This is a genomic window from Rickettsia sp. MEAM1 (Bemisia tabaci), assembly GCF_002285905.1.
In the GTDB taxonomy this organism is placed as follows: Bacteria; Pseudomonadota; Alphaproteobacteria; order Rickettsiales; family Rickettsiaceae; genus Rickettsia.
This window is the reverse complement of sequence record NZ_CP016305.1, coordinates 149,995-172,029: the sequence shown is the minus strand read 5'-3', so window position 1 is coordinate 172,029 and position 22,035 is coordinate 149,995. Positions and strand designations below refer to the sequence as shown.

Below are 22,035 nucleotides of genomic sequence, written 5' to 3'. Positions count from 1 at the left end.
ACACTAATTTATAATGATTTTACTATGGCACTGTTAACAAAATAGCTTTAATTGATAATCAAAGAGATTTTTTAGCGAAAATTAATAAGATTTTTGATGGAATAGTTATTCATATTTCAAAAAAATCTTATAATTTAAGCAAAAAATGGTTTAATTATCTTTAAAATTATTTTGTTAACAGTGCCATATTATAATAATACATAATTTGGAGGTAAAAGACTATGCCAAAACCAGGACAAAAAAATCATATACTTGCTAAAGGTCATAAATTATATACAGTCAAACAGGGCGATACATTGTGGAGTATATCTAAAAATGAGTGTGGACGAAAAGGTTCCGCATGGAAAGATACTGTCCTTGCATATAATCAATGGCTAATAGATGAGGGACGTTATAATCAAGCTACAGAACACGTACTAATAAAGGTAGGTGAAGTACTTGATATATATACTGATTTTCATAGATGATATCATCCACATTTAGGATTTGCCCCGCATAGGTCAGGAGTCGTCATTGCGAAAAAAGCTTTGTTGCATGGATCATTTTCCTCTGTCATCCCGTGATTTATGAACTAGAGCCAGTTAAAAATACTAATAAAATTAGTATTTTTTATTATTTTCCCTAGATTGCCATATGAGCAATGACGATTTGGTACCACGCAAGCAAGCCTTAAGCGAGAACGATATAATATGCTTTTCAATCCACATAACAATGCTGCTTTCTCCTACTTAAAAAAATATGATATTATCTTACATTGGAATATTATTGGTAATTATTGGGCTGTTTGCTATATTTTCAGGTATTATTGGTTTTTTTCGTTTCCCTGATTTTTATACAAAATTGCACGCTGCAAGTGTTATTGAAAGCTTTGGAGTACCGATTTGCTTAATAGGTTTTGCATGCCTTGCAGGAAATCTTTTTAGTTGTTTTAAGCTACTTCTAGCTGCTATATTAATTTTCTTATTAAATCCGGTAGCAACTCACGCTCTTGGTAAAGGGTCACTACTTTCAAGGTCATTTTTACAAAAACAAGAAGCTAAGAAAAAATAAGAAAATATTTATGCTTTTAAATTTTGATCTCAGTAATTACTTACTTAATTTTATTGTTTTTTTACTGGTTATAATATCAATTAAAATCATTATTGCTAAAGATTTATTGGAAGCAGTAATATATAGCTCAGCATTTAGCTTATTAATTGGCGTATCTTATTTACTAATGGATGCACCGGATGTTGCAATGACTGAAGTAGCCCTTGGAGCGTGCCTATCAACCTGCGTATATCTAAATTTATTACGAAAATTACCCTCTAATTTAAAAATAATCCAAAGAACTAGAATTATTTCGGCAAGCTTAATATGTTTATTATTTGTAGTAACTCTTACTTACATGGGGCTTGAACTACCAGATTATGGTGATAAACAGGCCCCGCTCCACACACATCTAACTAAATATTATGTAGAAAATACTAGTAAGGATATTGGAATACCGTCTTTTGTAGCCGCCATTTTAGCTAGCTATAGGGGGTACGATACCTTAGGTGAAACTAGTGTAATTTTAATTGCCGGAATTTCTGTGTTGCTAGTATTTTCAAGAAGTAATATCATACCATGCATGGAACAAGAAACACTTTCAATGTCATTCCCGCCTACGCGGGAATGACATAAAAACCATACAACAATGTCAGCAAGCCCATGGGATGACAAAAATAATAAAAACCATTTCTATTTTTATAGTACCTTATATAATCCTATATAGCTTATATATTCAGCTTAATGGAGAAGCATCACCTGGAGGCGGATTTCAAGCGGGTGTTATATTTGCATCCTCTCTTATTGCTTATGATCTAGTATATGGTAACCAAAAATTAAATCGATATTTTTCAGTAAATACGCTAATAATTATTGCTGCTTTAGGTGTTATGATATACGGATTTACCGGTGTGATATCGCTATTTTTTAATGATAATTACTTAAACTATTATTCTCTAACAAATTTTGTTAACGATAGTCTAACTGCTCAACATATAGGAATATTTGCTGTAGAGATAGGCATAGGCTTAACAGTTGCCGCTATTATGTATTCAATTTACAACTCATTTAACAATTGTGAATAGCTTGTTTTTACTAATTAAACGTGAATTTATAGTGCAGAATCGTATCAATAATATGATTAAATATCTGATGATATTTTTTCTATTTTGTATTATTAGCACTACTTTAATTAACAGCCATGAAGATATTAAGAAATTCGGCTTAATTTTTTCGGTAATTTGTTTATTAATTTCATTAATTAGTTTTTCTTCTATTATATTTAAGTCAGATTTAGAAGATGGAAGCTTGGAATTAATGTTATCTATGGTTAATCCAACTAAAATAGTACTGGCTAAATTTTTTGCGATATTTACAAGTAGTACGATAGGGATAATTTTAACATTACCTATTATTTATATTTTTTTCAGCCAAACCTTGCTAGAAATAATATTTTTCTTTTTCAGCGTCTGGCTTGTAATAATTTTATCAAGCAGTTTAGTGGTATTATCGGGTAGTATGCAAAGTTATTTTAGGGTTAATGCTAATTTTATCGGCATATTTATTATGCCTTTGCTAATTCCCAGTATTATAATGACAGGGTTAGTACTACAAGATAGTAATTTACAATTAATTTTCATTATGATAGGTATTAATTTAGTAATTTTACCTATTTCATTTGTCTTAAGTTCATATTTAATCAGAAATATTTACAGCATAACATGATTATTTTCTTTATTTTTACTAGTAGAATAGTATAAGATAAGATAATAAATTTTTTTGAGAAAATAATATGTGGCAAGCTTTACGAAGGTTAATTGCAGCTAACCCTATGGGCGTTTTCTTATGGGGCATTATTACTAAATGGTATATAATGATAGCTGTTGCATCATTAATAGTATTATTTTATGTAGTAAAAGGGCTTGAGAAAATCGGCTTTATAGACTATTTTGGCAGAACAACAGTTGAGATATTAGATACTAGTAAAGCTATTGCTCAAAATTGTACTGTAAAACTTGGTCCTAATTGGGATAATTTAGTTAACTTTTGGAATTGTTTAGGTGATCCAGGAAAATATGAAGTTAAAGAAGGTACAGGAGAGCAAGAATTACAGCAAGGTGTAGAAAGGCTTATTAATAAGCCTGAAGATGGTGGCGAGGGTGATGGTACTGTTCCCGAACCGCGTTCTCCAATAGTAAATCCTTATGATAATGGTAATAATACGAATACAAATTAAATATGTCAGATACTGAAGATACTAATAACGATAACAAAGTAGAGTTTGAGGATTGCTCTAAAACCTCACGTCGTGATTTCATGGTCTTAACGGCTAGTAGCGTTGCAGCGGTTGGAGCTGCATGTACGCTTTTGCCTCTTATTGATTCTTTAAACCCTTCAGCCGACGTTCTTGCCTTATCATCAATTGAAGTTGATTTATCAAATATTGCTGTAGGTCAAACAGTTACAGTTAAATGGCAAGGAAAACCGGTATTCATTACTAATCGTACTCCAGATAAAATTGCTGAAGCACGGGCTGTAAAAATGTCAGAGCTTATTGATCCTGAAGAAGATCAAGATCGTGTAAAAGTTGGGCATGATAATTGGTTAGTAACAATTGGTATCTGTACACATTTAGGTTGCGTACCCCTTGCAAATCAAGGTGATTATGACGGCTGGTTCTGCCCGTGCCATGGTTCACAATATGATTCATCAGGTAGAGTAAGAAGAGGTCCTGCACCTTTAAATTTAGCAGTACCGCCCTACACTTTTATTAGCGACAAAAAAATTAGAATCGGGTAATTACCTATGAGCGACAACATTACCCCAAAAACTGGAAAGAATAATGCTATTATAGAGTGGATAGATTACCGTCTTCCGGTCTTCTCTTTTCTAAAGCATTTTAGCCATTATCAAACTCCAAAAAACCTTAGTTATTTGTGGAATTTAGGCTCTATTGCTGGCATTGCGTTAGTAATTCAGATAATTACCGGTATTATACTTGCTATGCATTATACGCCGCACGTTGATCATGCTTTTGATAGCGTTGAGAAAATCATGCGTAACGTTAATTATGGCTGGTTACTACGTTATACTCATGCTGTTGGTGCATCAATGTTTTTCGCAGCCGTATATTTACACATAGCAAGAGGGCTATATTATGGCTCGTATAAAGCACCAAGGGAATTACTGTGGCATATCGGTATAATCATTTTCCTAACCATGATGGCAACGGCTTTTATGGGTTATGTACTACCTTGGGGGCAAATGAGCTATTGGGGTGCAACAGTTATTACTAATCTATTCTCAGCTATTCCGCTTGTAGGTAAGTCTATAGTTACATGGTTGTGGGGTGGATTTTCAGTAGATAATCCAACATTAAACAGATTCTTTTCGCTACATTATTTATTGCCTTTTGTTATCGTTGCTCTTGTAATGCTGCATTTAGTCGCTCTGCACCAACATGGTTCGAATAATCCGAAAGGTATTGATGTCAAAAGCCCTAAAGATACGATTCCATTTCATCCTTATTATACGATTAAGGATTTTGTTGGTTTCGGGGTTTATTTCATAATATTTGCCTATTTTATTTTTTATGAACCAAATTATTTAGGTCATCCGGACAATTACATTCCTGCAAATCCATTAGTTACACCTGCTCATATTGTTCCTGAATGGTATTTTTTACCATTTTATGCGATATTGCGTGCTGTGCCGTCCAAGCTTGGTGGCGTGCTATTAATGTTTGGCAGTATATTTGTGTTATTCTTATTACCTTGGCTAGATACTTCAAAGGTAAGAAGTGCCAACTATAGACCAATATATCGTATTGTTTTTTGGATATTTATGGCAGATTGCTTATTACTTGGTTATTTGGGCGGGCAACCAGCAGAAGAGCCGTATATTACCATTAGCCGTTTTGCTGCTTGTTATTACTTCTTTCATTTTCTAGTGGCCTTGCCATTGATAAGTAAATATGAGAAACCACTACCACTACCGGAAGAGTTGTAGAACCGTTATTGAAATATAAAAGTCATTGCGAGCCACTGAAAGTGGCGTGGCAATCTCAGGAAGTATAGCTCATGACGTTTTTGTATTATACAAATTTATGAAACAACCAGCTGTATATATAACTACTAATAAAAAAAATGGTATACTTTATACCAGTGTAACCTCTAATCTTATAAAAAGAATATACTAACATAAAAACGAAAACATTAAAGGTTTTAGTAAAAAATATAATTGTAAAATATTAGTATTTTATGAGCTTCATCAAACTATGGCTTCGGCAATAAATAAAGAAAAACAAATTAAGGCTGGTTCAAGAAATAACAAAGATTAAATTAATAGAACAAATAAATACAAACTGGGATGATTTATATAATGAAATTATTCTATAAATAAAAATATTGTTGCAATAAAAGATAAAATCTTGATACAACAATCTCATAAAACAATACTAAACTCCTGAGATTGCTTCGTCAAAATTTTCAATTTTTCCTCGCAATGACGGTCAAAAAAATTATATGAAAACTAAACTATTCATCTCTATCATCATAATATTAACCTCTGCTTTAAGCTTAGCCAATGAGGAAGCGTTACATCCCAAAAAAATGAAATGGCATTTTGAAGGATTGCGTGGCAGTGTTGATCGTGAAGCCGCACAAAGAGGTTTTCAGGTTTATAAAGAAGTATGTAGCGTTTGCCACAGCTTAAGCAATCTATATTATCGTAATCTTAAGGATATTGGCTTTTCTGAAGAAGAGATTAAAGAAATTGCTAAAAATTATACTGTAAAAGATGGTCCGAATGATGATGGTGAGATGTTTGATCGCCCTGCTCTTCCATCTGATCGTTTTGTATCGCCTTATCCAAATGAGCAGGCAGCAAGAGCGGCTAATAATGGTGCTCATCCGCCTGATTTATCATTGATAATAAAAGCTCGTCATGATGGAGCTAATTATATATATTCGCTACTAACCGGTTATGCTGAGCCACCTACAGGTTTCAAGCTAATGAATGGGGCTCACTATAATCCGTATTTTCCAGGCGGTCAGATAGCAATGCCCCCTCCTCTAATAGATGGGCAGGTGACTTATATGGACGGCACTAACGCAAGTGTTGAGCAAATGAGCCACGATGTTGCAGTATTCTTACAATGGGCAGCTGAGCCAGAAATGGAACATCGTAAATCTATGGGGCTTAAAGTTATGATGTTTTTAGTAGCGTTTACTATATTCTTCTATATTGCCAAAAACCGCATCTGGTCTAATTTAAAATAAAGAAATCATCATTGCGAGGAAAAACTGTTGTGGCATGGTTCTTATGTCATTCCCGCGTAGGCGGGAATCCAGCATAAAGCGAGATGGCACCGTCAAGTTAAGTAAATTAGTGTCACAAAGTACTATATTTTTAGATTTCAGACAGCAAGAAGTCTTTGAGTAGCTTCATCCCAAATGGATTTAGCGGACGCAAATGCAATTCTTTGCTCAGATGCTGTTTTAGTATATCTTCCAACATTTACAGCAAATATATTTCTGACTTTTCCCATCAGTGATAATGTACATTGTGCTGAATTAGGATGCTTAAATTTAATCAGTATCTTCTCTTTTCTCCTAGTTGGCTGATGGGCATTCTCAATCCGATTATTTAGTCTTTTATCGGTACGATGCTTAGTCCTAGGACACATATACCTAACTGGTTTAATGTAGCTTTTTAGCTTATCAGTCACAATAACCCTTGGACATGGATAATTACCCAATAATCTTGATAAAAAGCGAATAGCTGATTTCTTGTTACGACGCTTCTGCAGTAATACTTCTAATTCATGTCCCTCAGAGTCAACAGCTCTCCATAATATGAATACTTCACCTTTGATCTTGATATTCATCTCATCCAAATGCCATTTATCAGTTGGCTTTCGCTCTCTCTTACTAATAACATCTTGAAAATAAACTACAAACTTATAACACCAAAACCTTACAGTCTCATGACTTAATATAATACCTCGATAAGCCATCTGCTCTTGAACATCTCGGTAACTATTATTAAAGCGATGATATAACCATACTGTATGGCTAATAATGCTTGCTGGAAAACGATGTCTATTCGGGGCTTGAGTAATATGCATAGCGGTAAAATCTAGGATAAATTGTTACTGCTATTCTATAAATCATTCCCTGTAATTGCTCAATACTTAATTTATACCTCCCTTAACTTGACGGTGCCGTTGGAATTGGTGGACGTATTGATCTTTCAAAAGGCTCAGCAGATTTATTGACTAGAACTATTAGAGTGACATACGCTAAAGATTGTGTTAGAATCGCAGCTAAGATTTATTCTGATTATTTATCCGATGAAAGTAGAGGAATTAAAAAAACTAAATCCTCACTTACTATTTCTGTTGGTTTAAGAATCCTGAATATGTAGTATACTCGTTTTATTTGAAAAATTGGCTACGTTGTCTTTTGCTGATAATCCTCACGTACTATATGTACGCTGCGGTTATCAGCTTCAAGACACCTTGCTCTTTTCCAAATAAAACTTCGTCTACTAAATTTTATTAATATTACATAATATTACAGAGTTAAATATGAAAAAATTATTACTAATAATTACTGTTTTTTTTACATGTAGTGCGGTTGCTGAAACATCAAATATAGTGGCACTTGTAAATAATGAACCGATTACTCTTAATGAGTTTCGTGCCAGAAAAAAAATGATCATGGCATTAAACAATGTTGAGGAGGTAACACCTGCTCAGGATAAGCAGTTAAGTGATATAGCTATAAAAAGCTTGATTGATGAATCTTTACTTTTCCAATATTATGGTGATAAAGAAATTTCACAAGAAGAGATAGATAACGCTATCAAATCTATTGAAGATCATAATAAAATGCCTCATGGCTCTCTTCTTCAATATTTAAAAAGTAGATCGGTTAATCCTGATAGCTTTATTTCCCAAATTAAGTCTGAACTAATTAAGATGAATGTTTTATCAGGTTTATCAAGGTCAGTACAAGTAAGTAATAAAGAAATAGATGTAGCAATTTTATCTAGCGATCAAAAAGAAGTAGAAGTGTCAATGCAGATTTTTACCTCTAAAAATAAGAGTGATAAAACTTTTGCACAGATGAATAATTTAAAAAGTAAGTTAAAGAACTGTTCAGATGTTAAGAAATCTCTTTATGAGAATTTCGCAACAATGACAGTAATTACTGATAAGCTTAGTAAAATAGAAGAAGCCAAGCAAACTATAGTAAAAGACTTGAACCCTAATCAGGCAAGTAATGTTTTTGAAAAATATAATGAGTTTGAGATAGTGCAGGTATGTACTAAAAAAATCTTAAACATTAGCGAAGATGAAAATAATTATGTGGTAAATTTTCTAACAAATAAAAAGATTTCTCAAAAAGCTCAGAAGTTTTTCGAAGATATGCATAAGAAGGCATATATAAAAATAACTCTTCCTTCGTAGGATTTGTGCGGTGTTATCCCGTGGACAAGCCACGGGATAACACCGAAGACGTTTTTCGATCCATACAAAAATGATATCAATAACCTCACTTCAAAATATAAAAATATGTCTCCAAAATTCATGAAGTTTTATGAAAAATACATGACTGTAGTAGGTACAGTTGGTAATTTCATGTTTTACTTTCAAGCTCATAAAATTTTTACCTGTAAATCGGTAGCATCTGTATCACTTCCTGCTTTTACTATAAGTGCTGTTGCTTTAAGTAGCTGGTTATTATACGGTATTTTAATAAAAAATACTCCTATCATAATTGCAAATATAGTGGACTTTATCGGTGCATTACTTGTTTTGGTAGCTATAATATTACATTAAATATAATGACTAAAAAGATTATTGCCTTAGTAGGGCGTCCAAATGTTGGTAAATCAACGTTGTTTAATCGCTTAAGTACACGTAAAAAAGCTATTGTTCATGATCTACCAGGTGTTACTAGAGATAGGAAATATACAGACGGCAGAATCGGTTCGTTTGAGTTTTCGCTTATTGATACGCCAGGGCTTGAAGAAAATCCTGATAGCTTCGGTAAAAGACTAATGGAGCAGACTACTAAAGCGATAAATGAAGCAGATTTAATTTGCTTTATGGTGGATAGTAGAAGCGGAATATTGCCTGATGATAAATTACTTAGCGATTTTGTTAGAAAATATAATAAGCCGGCGGTCTTAATAATTAATAAATGTGAAAAGGCTTTTGATTTTGATAAGGAATATTACAAGCTTGGATTTGATAGTATGGTTGCTATCTCTGCCGAACATGGCACAGGAATGATTGATTTATATGATGAAATTATTGCCAAGTTACCCGAAGAAAATTCAGAAGAAGCAGAAATAAATGACCCAATTAAAGGGGATTGTCTGCAAATAGTTGTAAGCGGTAGACCTAATGCTGGTAAATCTACTTTCATAAATGCTTTAATTAACGATGAAAGATTACTAACCGGACCGGAAGCAGGGATTACTCGTGAATCAATTGAAATTGATTGGCAATATAAAGGTAATCATATTAAATTGATTGATACGGCAGGGCTTCGTAAAAAAGCCGCTATTACAGAATCTTTAGAAAAACTATCAGCATCAGACGCTATTAATAGCATCAAATTTGCTAATACTGTGATTTTAATGATTGATGCCTTATCGCCTTTGAAACAGCAAGATTTAAACATTGCAAGCCATGTAGCAAATGAAGGGCGAAGTATTGTTATAGTAGTCAATAAATGGGATTTAGTTAAAGAATCTGAGAAAGAAGCGTTTAAAGAAGAGTTTTATTATCAGATTAATACTCATCTGCCTCAGATTAAAGGCGTTCCTACCTTATTTATCTCAGCAAAAAATAAACAAAATATAGCCGATGTATTAGATAGCTGTATTAAGATTTACAAAACTTGGAATAAAAAAATAACTACCAGCAAATTAAATGAGTGGCTTAATTTTACTACCGAAGCACATCCATTGCCTTTGCAAAAAGGTGGCAAGCGAGTGCGTGTAAAATATATGACGCAAACAAAAACTAGACCACCTACATTTAAATTATTTTCCAATAATCCAGAAAAAATTACTGATAGCTATACAAGATATTTGGTGAATAATATGCGTGAAGCTTTCGACATGCCTGGTGTTCCTATTAGGTTTATTTATGTAAAAACCAAAAATCCTTATGTATAACGTCATTGCGAGAAGAAACTGTAAGTTTTGTACGTGTGCAATCTTAGGAGTCAAGATACTACTTCATGAGATTGCAACAAAGCTTCGCTCCTCGCAAGGCATTGTTGCGTGGATCACTTATGTCATTCCTAGCTGCGGCGGGAATCCAGAAAAAATTATAAATACAGCAAATTTTTAAAACTAAAAGCTCGATTTCTCTCGCTTTATGGTGGATTCCCGCCGCAGCTAGGAATGACATGGTACAAGTTTTTCGATCCACGCAACAATGTCTCCTCGCAATGACGCTAATTTCTCAAAACAATAAACCATTCCATAAATCTGATAAAAACTCCTCTACAGGATATATTATGATTTTTTGATCATCGAATTTTATAACACGTTTATTTTCTTCAAGGCTAACTACAATAGAGTGTTTAGGAGGCACCGAGGATAGGTAGGTAGTCTAGATTATAGCCGGCAGCTGAAATAAATAATAAAATAAATCCAACGTAAAATATATAAAGCCAAAATTTATATGCTTTATTTTCTAGATAAATACTTAAGGATTTCACTCCTATTTTCTTATCGTCCTTTATATTCATAAATCCATATATCGTATCATACCCTATCGTCCATAAACAGCAGGCTAAATACATCGTAATTGCTGCTATATCCAGCTTATTTTGAACTGCCGCATAGGGTACGTGAGGATTATCAGCAAAACACAACGTAGCCAATTTTTCAAATAAAACGAGTATACTACATATTCAGGACTCTTAAACCAACAGAAATAGTAAGTGAGGATTTAGTTTTTTTAATGTCCCCCTTCGGGGATCAAAAATCCCTCGCCTTTAGGCGAAGGGAAGATATAATGAAATTGCTTTAGCAATGAATTTATATCAAGAAATGAGAAGTTATAGAAAGAATAGTCATAGTCAGTATGATTTAAAAGTGCATCTTATATGGATACCAAAATATAGGAAGAGAATATTGATAGGCAAAGTATCGGAAAGGACTAGAGATTTACTGAGGCAGATTTGTATGGAACATGAAGTACATATAATTTCAGGGAAAATATCATGTGATCACGTACATATGTTTATCTCATATAAGCCGCAAATATCTCTTAGCAAGTTAGTGGTGAACCTGTGAATGATGATCGATTTCTAATCGATTCCACTTTATAACCCCTCAGCTTATAGCTGAGGGTTGTTTAGTTCCTCTACTTTCATCGGATAAATAATCAGAATAAATCTTAGCTGCGATTCTAACACAATCTTTAGCGTATGTCACTCTAATAGTTCTAGTCAATAAATCTGCTGAGCCTTTTGAAAGATCAATACGTCCACCAATTCCAACAGACCAATTATCTGTCAATTGGTAATTGACATTTCCGTAAAATTGTCTTGCTCGATTACTTGAAAGCTGCATATCTTCTGCTCTATAATACTTTTTAAGATTTGTAAGCTGAATAAGACTTCCGGTTAAACTTATTCTACCATAATATAAATTAGCTCCTACCTCATCACGTATAGGCTTAAAATATCTATTTTTTCGAAAATCATAAAATAATTCTAAATTATCATAAATATTTCCTGAAATTTTACCAACATTTTCAGTATCACTTGCTTTTTGATATACACTATATCTAGTATTAAGAGACTGCCCTAAAAATAATCTTAAATAATTTTGTTCTTTAGCAAAACTAGCGTTTAAACCATAATTTAATCTATTACCGAAATCATGGCAATCAATACCGCTATAACGATTGGATAAGAAAAGATTTTTTCCTGATAGCTCATATTTCATAGGGTCAATTATAACAAACTTCATATCTTTACTGGTTAATTTACGCCCTATAGTAAAAGAAACTATCGGCTCAATAAGTACATTTATTGTTTTTGTTATAGCACCTGCGAATGGATAACGCCATAAAGTTTGAAATTCCAGTATATTACGTTGAAGCGTCTTAGCTCCTCTTGTTCTCTCAAAATAAGCCTGTTTTGCTATATAAAAATCTCCTCTATCTCGAGCAACAAACTCAAAAATTTGTCCCGAAGAAGTCATAAGATTATGAATATAAGATAATTGTAGAGAAGTTCTAGTAAGCTGCTTTCCTATCCTTTCTTTATACATTAAAGTGTTATTTTCGATAACGATATGCCTACTTTCGTCATCATTTAGACTTATTACATTTTTTGTAGTGATTTTTGGTAATACTAGTGGATAGTTAGATCTACTATCATTACTACCTAATCCTTGCGAAGTTAAAGCTTCTATCTGAAAATAATCCGCCTTGTGAATCTTATTTAAAAATACCCTAGAAGTTAGGTATGAAGCATAGTTATTATAATAATTTTTTAAATAAGCTTTATCAGACGTACGCTCTGCTTTAAAACCATAATTATAAACTTTATCACTACTATAAAAATTACCATTTACAATATAATGATAGGAAGAGATTTTTTTATCCTTTATTTTATCTCCGTTTTTTTCCAAAAGGTAAGGTAGTCTACCATAACTACCATCAAGACTTATATTATCGGTATTATTTGGTCTATAACGCCCTTCTAGCTCGAAAATTGGATCTTTATTAAAAACTCTTGGAGTTAATGTAAAATCCATGTTAGGCTTTGCACGCAAATATAGAGGCACTCCAAATCTTCCATTCTTCACATCTGGCACTAGTAGCCCTGAGGAAGCAGGAGCTGACGGAGTTGGATGGAAAAAATATGGCAAGTAAAAAACTGGTATACCATATACCTCGAAAAATACATTTTTATAAACTATTTTATGCTCTGCAGAATGAATATCAGTATTTTTAGCAGAAATTTGCCAGAGGGGATTCCCACTACAAGTAACTTCGCATGGAGTAAACTTGGCATAATGAAGACGTATATTATTTTCATCTATTCTTTCAGCGAGCTTAGCAACTAAAAGACTATTATTATTAAAAAGCATAATAAATTTAGACATTACACCTTGTTTAAATTCATTTTTTAAGATTGCCTTATCACCTAATGTAATTCTATTGTCTTTATCTTTAACTCTTACATTACCCTCTACCCATAAAATATCATTATTTACGTCATAAAGTAAATTATCTGCTGTTAGCAAATGCTCATCCGTAAGAATTTTTAGATTACCTTTAGCATATATTAATCCCTTATTTTCATTATATTCTACAAAATCAGCAATTAAATTATTAATTTTAACGCCGCTGCTTTTTGTCAAGTTATTTGCGAAACTAAACAAAGGATATATTACGATAATAAATAGAAATATTACCCGTAGCATTTATCATTAACCAAATATTTAAATAGTAGGAAATAATAGCAAGCTATTATTAATATAGCAAATAATAAAAATTTTGCTTGCTCTTTTGAGTATTGGAGAGTTATTCTATTGGGATGATAAAGGTCATTGCGAGGAGCGAAGCCTTGCTGCAATCTCGTATAAACCTCCCGAGATTGCTTCGACGAAACTTATAGTTTCTCCTCGCAATGACGAATAAGCCAAAAACAAAAAATATCCCAATGCTAGATAATTTTACTTCCAGTCAAGCTACTAAAGAATTTTCCGTTAGTGAAATTTCTAATAAAATTAAAGAATTATTAGAAAATAATTTTGGTTATATTAAAGTAAAAGGCGAGATTTCTGGCTTAAAAATAGCTAGTTCAGGGCATGCTTATTTTAACTTAAAAGAAAACTCTGCAATTTTAGCTTGCACTTGCTGGCGTCCTATTCTTGCTAAAATCAAGTTTCCGTTAAATGACGGGATGGAAGTAGTAATTAGCGGCAAGCTTTCGAGTTATGCGGGTAATTCACGTTATCAGCTATCAGTCGAGAATTTACAGCCCGCAGGACTCGGAGCTATGATACAAATTCTCAACGAACGCAAAGCACGTTTAGAAAAAGAGGGATTATTTAACAAAATACGTAAACCCATACCATTTTTACCTAGTAAAATAGGCGTTATAACTTCAATAACTGGTGCTGTTATACAAGATATTATTCACCGAATCCGTGAACGTTTTCCAACTCATGTAATAATATGGCCTGTTAGTGTACAAGGCGAGAATTCTGGTAATGAGATTGCTGAAGCCATAGATGGTTTTAACAAGCTAGAAGAATCAAATAAGCCGGACGTTATAATAGTTGCAAGAGGTGGTGGTTCTATCGAAGACCTTTGGTCGTTCAATGACGAAGTACTAGTGCGTGCTACTTACAACTCCAAAATTCCTATTATCTCAGCTGTAGGTCACGAAGTAGATTATACTTTGATAGATTTAGCAGCCGATAAAAGAGCCCCTACCCCAACTGCTGCCGCTGAATTTGCTGTACCTGTGCGGTCTATTTTAAATAGCACCCTGCAATCTTATGAAAAAGTATTAGTAACCAATACCAAGCAGTTAGTTAAAAATCATGAACAAGCTATTACAAATTATGATAAAATAAATAGGTATCTTGCCCATTATATGAATCATAAACAACAATTACTCGATGAAACAGGATTTAACCTATTAGACTCCTTACCATGCCTAATTAGTCTAAAAGAAACAAAGCTTAAATCATTTTCAAAAGAAAGAATCCATCCTCATAAAATCATTACTTATAAGACACTAGAATTAACACATAAAGCCGCTTATATCATAAAATCGGCAAATAATACTTTGAAAAATTTTGAGTATAAATTAGAATTAAATAGTCTGTTACTATTAAGCTTAGACTATCATAATATACTAAAACGTGGCTTTGCTATAGTTAAAGGGGAATCAGGTAATTTTGTATCTTCTAAAACTACTACTGAAAAAGTTTTAAATATACAATTTTTTGATGGAAATATTAAAGCAGTTCGTGATTAATTTTATTTTAAGGTGTGTGAAGAAATGAAAATTTTCAAACTTTTTATTTTTATACTAATTATTTTAAAAAGTTTTTATTCCTTAAGCAATTCAATATCTAAACAAGAAGCAGCTTTAGAATGCGAGAACTTACCTGATAAAAAAACTTTAACAACTGCATGGTATATAAATGAGCCTTACCAATACTGGATGATTACTTCAAACGGCACCGTCAAGTTAAGGGAGGTATAAATTAAGTATTGAGCAATTACAGGGAATGATTTATAGAATAGCAGTAACAATTTATCCTAGATTTTACCGCTATGCATATTACTCAAGCCCCGAATAGACATCGTTTTCCAGCAAGCATTATTAGCCATACAGTATGGTTATATCATCGCTTTAATAATAGTTACCGAGATGTTCAAGAGCAGATGGCTTATCGAGGTATTATATTAAGTCATGAGACTGTAAGGTTTTGGTGTTATAAGTTTGTAGTTTATTTTCAAGATGTTATTAGTAAGAGAGAGCGAAAGCCAACTGATAAATGGCATTTGGATGAGATGAATATCAAGATCAAAGGTGAAGTATTCATATTATGGAGAGCTGTTGACTCTGAGGGACATGAATTAGAAGTATTACTGCAGAAGCGTCGTAACAAGAAATCAGCTATTCGCTTTTTATCAAGATTATTGGGTAATTATCCATGTCCAAGGGTTATTGTGACTGATAAGCTAAAAAGCTACATTAAACCAGTTAGGTATATGTGTCCTAGGACTAAGCATCGTACCGATAAAAGACTAAATAATCGGATTGAGAATGCCCATCAGCCAACTAGGAGAAAAGAGAAGATACTGATTAAATTTAAGCATCCTAATTCAGCACAATGTACATTATCACTGATGGGAAAAGTCAGAAATATATTTGCTGTAAATGTTGGAAGATATACTAAAACAGCATCTGAGCAAAGAATTGCATTTGCGTCCGCTAAATCCATTTGGGATGAAGCTACTCAAAGACTTCTTGCTGTCTGAAATCTAAAAATATAGTACTTTGTGACACTAATTTACTTAACTTGACGGTGCCATTCATTGTTGTAATTTATTTTTTATTTTTAATAATACTAATAAAGATGGGATAGTTATAATAGTAGTAAATAAAAAGAAATTTTGCCAGCCAAAATTTACTACTATATAACCTGAAATTATTGGAAAAATTGATCTAGAAATACCCATCATTGATGAAAAGAATGAATATTGCGTAGCACGAAACTTACCTTGACATAATGAGGAGATAAAAGCAATGTAAGCTGTCATCGTCATACCACCCGTAATACTTTCTGCTCCTATTGTAATAAATAATAGTGTGGAATTTTTTCCGTATATTTTAAGAATAATAAATAATATATGAGCTAAAGCATGAATAATACCAAATAGTAGTATACTATCTAATATATTCTTTTTCTTCATAATAAAACCGCCAATTAATCCACCAACAATAGCCCCCATAACTCCCCAAAACTTCCCGACACTTGCTATTTCAAAAGCATCATAATTTAAATGAAGTAAAAACGGATTGATCATGACATTAATAAAATTGTCGGGTAGTCTATATAATATTAGGAAGATTAATATGAGAACAATGAAAGATAAGAGGCTCAGGTCATTTTCTGATTTCCCTATGTCATTCCCGCGGAGGCGGGAATCCAGAAAAATTTTTAAGATATAAGAAGATAAAGATTTCCCCAAGTGATTATAATAACGTTTTATAAAGTTTATATTATTTACTGGATTCCCGCCTCCGCGGGAATGACATAAAGAGGTGCGGGAATGGCATAAAGAGGTGTTAGAATGGTATAAAGAAAGGTGGAGATGACTTGAAGAAGTATGAGAACTATATGTTTTTTCTTCAATAACATTAAAAGAATTAAAATATTTTACGCCAACTATAAGTAAAATAAGATAAACAAATATTAAAATTGCAAAAATTTTATATATTTCGTTGAAAGTTAAATATATAGATAAATATATAGCTCCCGAATTTGCAATTAGCATACCGAATCGATAACCGAATATATATATTCCTGAAGCAAAACCAAGAGATTCCTTATTAACTATTTCTGTCCTAAAAGCACTTAATATAGTGTCTTGCATAGAGCTAAAAAATGAAATAATCAATGAGATAGAGGCAAATAATAATAAATTATCAAAAGGATTTAAAAAACTTAAAATATATACAAAAAATACTAGTGCTATGGAAGTTAAGCAAATCCAAGATAATCTATGACCAAAAATTTTGTCTAAATATTTAATCCTTAAACTATCGAATATTGGAGCAAATAAAAAATTGATAGAGTAGGGCAAAGTTATAAGTGATAATAAGCCTATTGTTTGCAAAGCTATATTCTCTTTAGCAAGCCAATAATTTAATGTATTACCGGTAATCATTATATTAAAGCCGCTAATAAGTCCAAATAACCAAATAATAGATAAACTGCGTGACATATTGTTTTTAATTGTTATAAATAACGACACCGTCAAGTTAAGTAAATTAGTGTCACAAAGTACTATATTTTTAGATTTCAGACAGCAAGAAGTCTTTGAGTAGCTTCATCCCAAATGGATTTAGCGGACGCAAATGCAATTCTTTGCTCAGATGCTGTTTTAGTATATCTTCCAACATTTACAGCAAATATATTTCTGACTTTTCCCATCAGTGATAATGTACATTGTGCTGAATTAGGATGCTTAAATTTAATCAGTATCTTCTCTTTTCTCCTAGTTGGCTGATGGGCATTCTCAATCCGATTATTTAGTCTTTTATCGGTACGATGCTTAGTCCTAGGACACATATACCTAACTGGTTTAATGTAGCTTTTTAGCTTATCAGTCACAATAACCCTTGGACATGGATAATTACCCAATAATCTTGATAAAAAGCGAATAGCTGATTTCTTGTTACGACGCTTCTGCAGTAATACTTCTAATTCATGTCCCTCAGAGTCAACAGCTCTCCATAATATGAATACTTCACCTTTGATCTTGATATTCATCTCATCCAAATGCCATTTATCAGTTGGCTTTCGCTCTCTCTTACTAATAACATCTTGAAAATAAACTACAAACTTATAACACCAAAACCTTACAGTCTCATGACTTAATATAATACCTCGATAAGCCATCTGCTCTTGAATATCTCGGTAACTATTATTAAAGCGATGATATAACCATACTGTATGGCTAATAATGCTTGCTGGAAAACGATGTCTATTCGGGGCTTGAGTAATATGCATAGCGGTAAAATCTAGGATAAATTGTTACTGCTATTCTATAAATCATTCCCTGTAATTGCTCAATACTTAATTTATACCTCCCTTAACTTGACGGTGCCATTATAAATAATAAATGAAAATAGCTAAATAATCTAATATAATTATTGCGAGTTTTATTATTAGTTGATAAATTCTTTTAAACTAATTAGTTATAAATTTAAATGTTTAAAAAAAGGTCTAAAAAAAATATTTTTGCTACCATTAAAATTCCTCTGTTACTTCTTCTAATTTTAATAATGTTTATAGTTATTATAGGGTTTTTTACGAGTAATTATAAAATGCATTCAGAAAATTATTGTATTAGGGATATTTCTACCTATAGCTATCAAAAGTTTTATAGTATTATGCGTGAAGATCTATTCAGCTTTAATTCAGCACTTGAGAAGCTAGAAGATAAGCCGCTAAGCGTTAAAGATAAGGTAAAATTAGAAAAAATTTGTACTTTTAAAATAGAAGACGAAAAGGTACGTTTAGAAGTCGCAAAAGGTTATGATTGTTTGCTGCAGCTATATTCGGGTGAGGATGCTACTTTAGTAGAGAAATATAAAGCAATTAAGAATGGTAGTTATGGTCTTGATACTTTATATACTAAAAATGCTGCGATTAATTTAGCAAAATTAATAATTTCAGGTTATGAAAAAGAAGTAAAAGAACATTTGAATATAAAAAATGATTCTGACTTAATAAAATATTTTAGCGGTTATACAAAAGATGAAATTCCTGCTCTAAAAAGTCTAATTTCTCTTAATATATCTGAGCTTACAGCAAGATGTTTGTATAGGCTTAGCATGATTCACCTACTTGGTAGACCCTCACTTAATGAGCAGGATATAAAACTTGATTATAAGCTTGCCATAGAGGAAATACAAAATGTAATTAAGTTAACTGGCATTAAACAAGATAATGTATTAGATATAGCATTGATTATTAATGATAAGTTTGCTCGCCATGCTGCAACAGTTATTGCTTCAAGTTTAATAAATAGTGATCTAGATAGTTTTTATAAATTTCATATTGTGATGAATCCAAACGATTCACTTACGGAAGAATCAATGGAAAAATTAGCTTCCATGAAACATATAAGGGACTATTCTATAGATTTCGTTCCTTTTCCTGAAAATGTATTAGACTTAAATTTAGCTAATAAAAAAATAGAATTTTCGGAGATGTGGCCTCCTTTAGTAATGTATAGGTTATATTTTGATCAAGTTTTTTCAAATTTAGACTCTATATTATATCTCGATGCGGACATTATTGTGTTGCGTGATTTAAATTCTTTCAAAAAGTTAGATATGTCAAACTATATAGTTGCTGGTGGTATGGATACAGCTCTTACTTATTGTACTTTAAAAGTAGAAGAAGAATGTAACAGGAAAATAAATAATTTTTATAAAAATAGCGGTATAGTATTTTTAAATCTACAAAATATGCGTGAAAAGCAAGCAAAGAATATGGTTTTAGATGCGATGCATAATTCAAAATGTAGTTTTGCTTACCCTGATCAAGATTTATTGAATATTGCTTTTCATAATTATGTATATCCATTATCTATGAGATGGAATTTTTACACCTACTTTATAGATAGAGATACTTATTTTTCATATTTCATTATGCATTATGCGGGTAAAAAGAAACCATGGAATAATGAGGAAATAAAATGGACGAAAGATATTTTAGAAAAGTATCAAGAAATTGAAAAATATTATTGGCGATATAGAGAGTTTAGTCCTTGGGGCAATGAAGATTTTAATTGACTTTAATGAGTAAGAGATTTAAAAGTTTAGATTCTATGAATATTTAAAAAGATTCACAGAATTTAATTTAATTTTTATGTAAGGTTACAATATAAATGTTGCCGCCCAAAACCTTTTTTGAAAAAGTTAAGGAAATAATTTGGCCAATAGAAAGAAAGGAATTAAAGCTTTTCATACCTATGGCGTTAATGATGCTATGTATTCTTTTCAATTTCGGAGCGTTGCGTTCTATAAAGGATAGCTTAGTAGTACCCTCTATGGGAGCAGAGATTATTAGCTTTTTAAAATTATGGTTAGTATTACCCTCATGCGTGATCTTTACAATACTTTACGTTAAGCTCAGTAATAAATTCAATTTCGAATATGTTTTTTACATTATAGTTGGTAGCTTTTTATTATTTTTCTTATTTTTTGCTTATATAATTTATCCAAATCAAGAAGCTTATCATCCTAATGATGAAATAATAAATAGCTTGATAGCATCTTATCCTAACTTCAAATGGTTTATTAAAATAGCCAGTAAATGGAGCTACGGACTAATGTATATCTTTGCAGAGTTATGGAGTGCTGTAGTTATAAACTTAATGTTTTGGCAGTTTGCTAACCATATTTTTGATACTAATAAAGCAAAAAGATTTTATCCTGTCCTTGGAATGGTTGGTAATATGGGACTAATACTTGCAGGTAGCGTACTCGTGTTTTTCTCAGGTAATAAAATAATCGATCCTGAATTATTACCAAATTCTTTCGATGCATCGGTTAATTTAACCTCTCAAACAACAGAGATGTTACAACCTATTATGTCAATAATTGTAGCAGCGGGTGTTATTTCTATGCTGCTATTTAGAGTAATAAATAAATTTGTTTTGACTGATTCTAAAAATGTTTTAGATTCAAAGAAAGTTAAAGCTAAAACAAAAACTAAACTTTCGGTTTTGGAAAGTATTAAGCTAGTAATTAACTCGAAATATATAGGTCGTATTGTCTTATTAATAATCTGTTATGGCTTATTGATTAATATCGTAGAAGGACCTTGGAAAGCAAAAGTAAAAGAACTATATCCAAATACTATAGATTATGTTCATTTTATGGGTAGGTTTAATATTTTGATGGGTATATCATGCGTTACTTTCATGATAATAGGCAGCAATATCCTTAGAAGACTAGGTTGGTTTGTCTCTGCATTATTGACACCTATTATGCTATCTATAACCGGTTTAATGTTTTTTATTTTCATAATCTTTATCGAAGAAATAGGTTCATGTTTTGGTAATTTTAACCTTTTATATGCCGCAATAATTGTTGGAGCAATTCAAAATATCCTGAGTAAATCATCTAAATACTCACTCTTTGATTCAACAAAAGAAATGGCATATATCCCGTTATCGCTTGAACTTAGAACTAAGGGTAAAGCTGCCGTGGAGGTAATAGGTACAAAGTTTGGTAAATCACTCGGTGCATTTATTCAGTCTTTAATATTTATAATCATTCCAACGGCTACTTTTGACTCTATAATAATATATCTATTAGTAATTTTTATAGTTATGATTAGCTTATGGATTTGGGATGTTGTAAAGTTGAATAAAGAATATACTGAGTTGTGTAAATAAAATATTAATAATGCCATTCTATGAGGGGGCTTTGATCATCCCGTGGCTTGGGAGGCGTTGTTGCATGGCTCGGAAAATGCCTTATATGTCATTCCCGCGTAGGCGGGAATCCAGAAAAAAAGCATAAACACAACAAGTTTCTAAAGCTAAAAGCTCGCTTTGTCTCGCTTTATGCTGGATCCCCGCTTTCGCGGGGATGACATTGTACTTGTTTTTTGAGCCATGCAACAACGTTGGCTTGGGAACTAGATCCAGAAAAACAATAAAAAATACTAGCGTATTTTTAACTGGAT

The 22,035-nt window shown here is 32.2% G+C and carries 20 protein-coding genes and 4 pseudogenes; 19 read left to right on the top strand and 5 right to left on the bottom strand.

What is annotated here, in order from left to right:
- Positions 1-221: 221 nt before the first annotated feature.
- The 9 genes and pseudogenes from BA173_RS00835 (at position 222) to BA173_RS00795 (ending at position 6,308) form a co-directional block, all read left to right on the top strand.
- Entirely contained in the window at positions 222-467 is a 246-nt protein-coding gene (locus BA173_RS00835; protein WP_016947695.1) for a LysM peptidoglycan-binding domain-containing protein, read from the top strand.
- Between the two features lie 271 nt (positions 468-738).
- Entirely contained in the window at positions 739-1,050 is a 312-nt protein-coding gene (locus tag BA173_RS00830; protein WP_016947696.1) for a Na+/H+ antiporter subunit G, read from the top strand.
- A gap of 10 nt (positions 1,051-1,060) precedes the next feature.
- A pseudogene (locus tag BA173_RS08950) lies at positions 1,061-1,598 on the top strand (DUF4040 domain-containing protein); the annotation flags it as partial.
- A gap of 90 nt (positions 1,599-1,688) precedes the next feature.
- Positions 1,689-2,114 (top strand): annotated as a pseudogene (locus BA173_RS08945) (Na(+)/H(+) antiporter subunit B); the annotation flags it as partial.
- Entirely contained in the window at positions 2,107-2,754 is a 648-nt protein-coding gene (locus tag BA173_RS00820) for a heme exporter protein CcmB (RefSeq protein WP_016947697.1), read from the top strand. The pseudogene BA173_RS08945 and the gene BA173_RS00820, both read left to right, overlap by 8 nt.
- A gap of 67 nt (positions 2,755-2,821) precedes the next feature.
- Positions 2,822-3,265 (top strand): DUF2670 domain-containing protein, encoded by a 444-nt coding sequence (locus BA173_RS00815; RefSeq protein ID WP_016947800.1) that lies wholly within the window; start codon positions 2,822-2,824, stop codon positions 3,263-3,265.
- Between the two features lie 2 nt (positions 3,266-3,267).
- Positions 3,268-3,828, top strand: coding sequence for a ubiquinol-cytochrome c reductase iron-sulfur subunit (petA, locus tag BA173_RS00810; protein WP_016947799.1), 561 nt, complete (start codon positions 3,268-3,270; stop codon positions 3,826-3,828).
- A 6-nt stretch (positions 3,829-3,834) separates the two neighbouring features.
- Complete coding sequence (locus tag BA173_RS00805; protein ID WP_068041834.1) at positions 3,835-5,037, top strand: cytochrome b; 1,203 nt, start codon at positions 3,835-3,837, stop codon at positions 5,035-5,037.
- Between the two features lie 515 nt (positions 5,038-5,552).
- On the top strand, positions 5,553-6,308 hold the full coding sequence (locus BA173_RS00795) for a cytochrome c1 (RefSeq protein ID WP_016947756.1): 756 nt from the start codon (positions 5,553-5,555) through the stop codon (positions 6,306-6,308).
- 137 nt (positions 6,309-6,445) lie between these two features.
- Here BA173_RS00795 and BA173_RS00790 read toward each other — a convergent pair whose 3' ends face one another.
- Entirely contained in the window at positions 6,446-7,156 is a 711-nt protein-coding gene (locus tag BA173_RS00790) for an IS6 family transposase (RefSeq protein WP_095568243.1), read from the bottom strand.
- Between the two features lie 21 nt (positions 7,157-7,177).
- Here BA173_RS00790 and BA173_RS08760 point away from each other — a divergent pair, with 21 nt between their 5' ends.
- From BA173_RS08760 to der, 5 genes and pseudogenes are all read left to right on the top strand, one after another.
- On the top strand, positions 7,178-7,306 hold the full coding sequence (locus BA173_RS08760) for a hypothetical protein (RefSeq protein ID WP_257789549.1): 129 nt from the start codon (positions 7,178-7,180) through the stop codon (positions 7,304-7,306).
- Positions 7,255-7,455, top strand: a pseudogene (locus BA173_RS08940) (hypothetical protein); the annotation flags it as partial. The gene BA173_RS08760 and the pseudogene BA173_RS08940, both read left to right, overlap by 52 nt.
- A gap of 163 nt (positions 7,456-7,618) precedes the next feature.
- Positions 7,619-8,503 carry a SurA N-terminal domain-containing protein gene (locus BA173_RS00785; protein ID WP_016947704.1) on the top strand — a complete coding sequence of 295 codons (885 nt, stop codon included), beginning with the start codon at positions 7,619-7,621 and terminating at the stop codon, positions 8,501-8,503.
- A gap of 105 nt (positions 8,504-8,608) precedes the next feature.
- On the top strand, positions 8,609-8,875 hold the full coding sequence (locus BA173_RS00780; protein ID WP_068041811.1) for a SemiSWEET family sugar transporter: 267 nt from the start codon (positions 8,609-8,611) through the stop codon (positions 8,873-8,875).
- Positions 8,876-8,880: 5 nt separating this feature from the next.
- Positions 8,881-10,224 (top strand): ribosome biogenesis GTPase Der, encoded by a 1,344-nt coding sequence (gene der, locus BA173_RS00775; protein WP_068041814.1) that lies wholly within the window; start codon positions 8,881-8,883, stop codon positions 10,222-10,224.
- 419 nt (positions 10,225-10,643) lie between these two features.
- On the opposite strand, the pseudogene BA173_RS00770 reads toward der, so the two are convergent.
- Positions 10,644-10,907, bottom strand: a pseudogene (locus BA173_RS00770) (UbiA family prenyltransferase); the annotation flags it as partial.
- A 202-nt stretch (positions 10,908-11,109) separates the two neighbouring features.
- Here BA173_RS00770 and tnpA point away from each other — a divergent pair.
- Positions 11,110-11,355, top strand: coding sequence for an IS200/IS605 family transposase (gene tnpA, locus BA173_RS00765; protein WP_232505910.1), 246 nt, complete (start codon positions 11,110-11,112; stop codon positions 11,353-11,355).
- A 39-nt stretch (positions 11,356-11,394) separates the two neighbouring features.
- Here the strand turns inward: tnpA and BA173_RS00760 are convergent, their stop codons facing one another.
- The gene (locus BA173_RS00760; RefSeq protein WP_095568246.1) at positions 11,395-13,500 is read right to left on the bottom strand and encodes an LPS-assembly protein LptD; all 2,106 of its coding nucleotides are present in this window, start codon (positions 13,498-13,500) and stop codon (positions 11,395-11,397) included.
- A 239-nt stretch (positions 13,501-13,739) separates the two neighbouring features.
- Here BA173_RS00760 and xseA point away from each other — a divergent pair, with 239 nt between their 5' ends.
- On the top strand, positions 13,740-15,068 hold the full coding sequence (gene xseA / locus BA173_RS00755; protein WP_068041817.1) for an exodeoxyribonuclease VII large subunit: 1,329 nt from the start codon (positions 13,740-13,742) through the stop codon (positions 15,066-15,068).
- A gap of 302 nt (positions 15,069-15,370) precedes the next feature.
- On the top strand, positions 15,371-16,081 hold the full coding sequence (locus tag BA173_RS00745; protein ID WP_095568243.1) for an IS6 family transposase: 711 nt from the start codon (positions 15,371-15,373) through the stop codon (positions 16,079-16,081).
- A gap of 54 nt (positions 16,082-16,135) precedes the next feature.
- Here the strand turns inward: BA173_RS00745 and BA173_RS00740 are convergent, their stop codons facing one another.
- Complete coding sequence (locus BA173_RS00740; RefSeq protein ID WP_016948664.1) at positions 16,136-17,551, bottom strand: AmpG family muropeptide MFS transporter; 1,416 nt, start codon at positions 17,549-17,551, stop codon at positions 16,136-16,138.
- A gap of 77 nt (positions 17,552-17,628) precedes the next feature.
- On the bottom strand, positions 17,629-18,339 hold the full coding sequence (locus tag BA173_RS00735) for an IS6 family transposase (RefSeq protein WP_095568245.1): 711 nt from the start codon (positions 18,337-18,339) through the stop codon (positions 17,629-17,631).
- Between the two features lie 317 nt (positions 18,340-18,656).
- Here BA173_RS00735 and BA173_RS00730 point away from each other — a divergent pair, with 317 nt between their 5' ends.
- Together BA173_RS00730 and tlc3 are read left to right on the top strand one after the other, a co-directional pair.
- Positions 18,657-20,132 (top strand): glycosyltransferase family 8 protein, encoded by a 1,476-nt coding sequence (locus BA173_RS00730; protein ID WP_232505953.1) that lies wholly within the window; start codon positions 18,657-18,659, stop codon positions 20,130-20,132.
- Positions 20,133-20,227: 95 nt separating this feature from the next.
- Entirely contained in the window at positions 20,228-21,742 is a 1,515-nt protein-coding gene (gene tlc3, locus BA173_RS00725) for a nucleotide exchange transporter Tlc3 (protein ID WP_016948382.1), read from the top strand.
- The last annotated feature ends 293 nt before the right edge of the window (positions 21,743-22,035 follow it).

Bases quoted from the DNA above. Each gene is read 5' to 3' on its own strand.
- BA173_RS00835 (WP_016947695.1), top strand. From the start codon at position 222: ATGCCAAAACCAGGACAAAAAAATCATATACTTGCTAAAGGTCATAAA.
- BA173_RS00830 (WP_016947696.1), top strand. From the start codon at position 739: ATGATATTATCTTACATTGGAATATTATTGGTAATTATTGGGCTGTTT.
- BA173_RS00815 (WP_016947800.1), top strand. From the start codon at position 2,822: ATGTGGCAAGCTTTACGAAGGTTAATTGCAGCTAACCCTATGGGCGTT.
- petA (WP_016947799.1), top strand. From the start codon at position 3,268: ATGTCAGATACTGAAGATACTAATAACGATAACAAAGTAGAGTTTGAG.
- BA173_RS00805 (WP_068041834.1), top strand. From the start codon at position 3,835: ATGAGCGACAACATTACCCCAAAAACTGGAAAGAATAATGCTATTATA.
- BA173_RS00795 (WP_016947756.1), top strand. From the start codon at position 5,553: ATGAAAACTAAACTATTCATCTCTATCATCATAATATTAACCTCTGCT.
- BA173_RS00790 (WP_095568243.1), bottom strand. From the start codon at position 7,156: ATGCATATTACTCAAGCCCCGAATAGACATCGTTTTCCAGCAAGCATT.
- BA173_RS00785 (WP_016947704.1), top strand. From the start codon at position 7,619: ATGAAAAAATTATTACTAATAATTACTGTTTTTTTTACATGTAGTGCG.
- BA173_RS00780 (WP_068041811.1), top strand. From the start codon at position 8,609: ATGTCTCCAAAATTCATGAAGTTTTATGAAAAATACATGACTGTAGTA.
- der (WP_068041814.1), top strand. From the start codon at position 8,881: ATGACTAAAAAGATTATTGCCTTAGTAGGGCGTCCAAATGTTGGTAAA.
- tnpA (WP_232505910.1), top strand. From the start codon at position 11,110: ATGAGAAGTTATAGAAAGAATAGTCATAGTCAGTATGATTTAAAAGTG.
- BA173_RS00760 (WP_095568246.1), bottom strand. From the start codon at position 13,500: ATGCTACGGGTAATATTTCTATTTATTATCGTAATATATCCTTTGTTT.
- xseA (WP_068041817.1), top strand. From the start codon at position 13,740: ATGCTAGATAATTTTACTTCCAGTCAAGCTACTAAAGAATTTTCCGTT.
- BA173_RS00745 (WP_095568243.1), top strand. From the start codon at position 15,371: ATGCATATTACTCAAGCCCCGAATAGACATCGTTTTCCAGCAAGCATT.
- BA173_RS00740 (WP_016948664.1), bottom strand. From the start codon at position 17,551: ATGTCACGCAGTTTATCTATTATTTGGTTATTTGGACTTATTAGCGGC.
- BA173_RS00735 (WP_095568245.1), bottom strand. From the start codon at position 18,339: ATGCATATTACTCAAGCCCCGAATAGACATCGTTTTCCAGCAAGCATT.
- BA173_RS00730 (WP_232505953.1), top strand. From the start codon at position 18,657: ATGCATTCAGAAAATTATTGTATTAGGGATATTTCTACCTATAGCTAT.
- tlc3 (WP_016948382.1), top strand. From the start codon at position 20,228: ATGTTGCCGCCCAAAACCTTTTTTGAAAAAGTTAAGGAAATAATTTGG.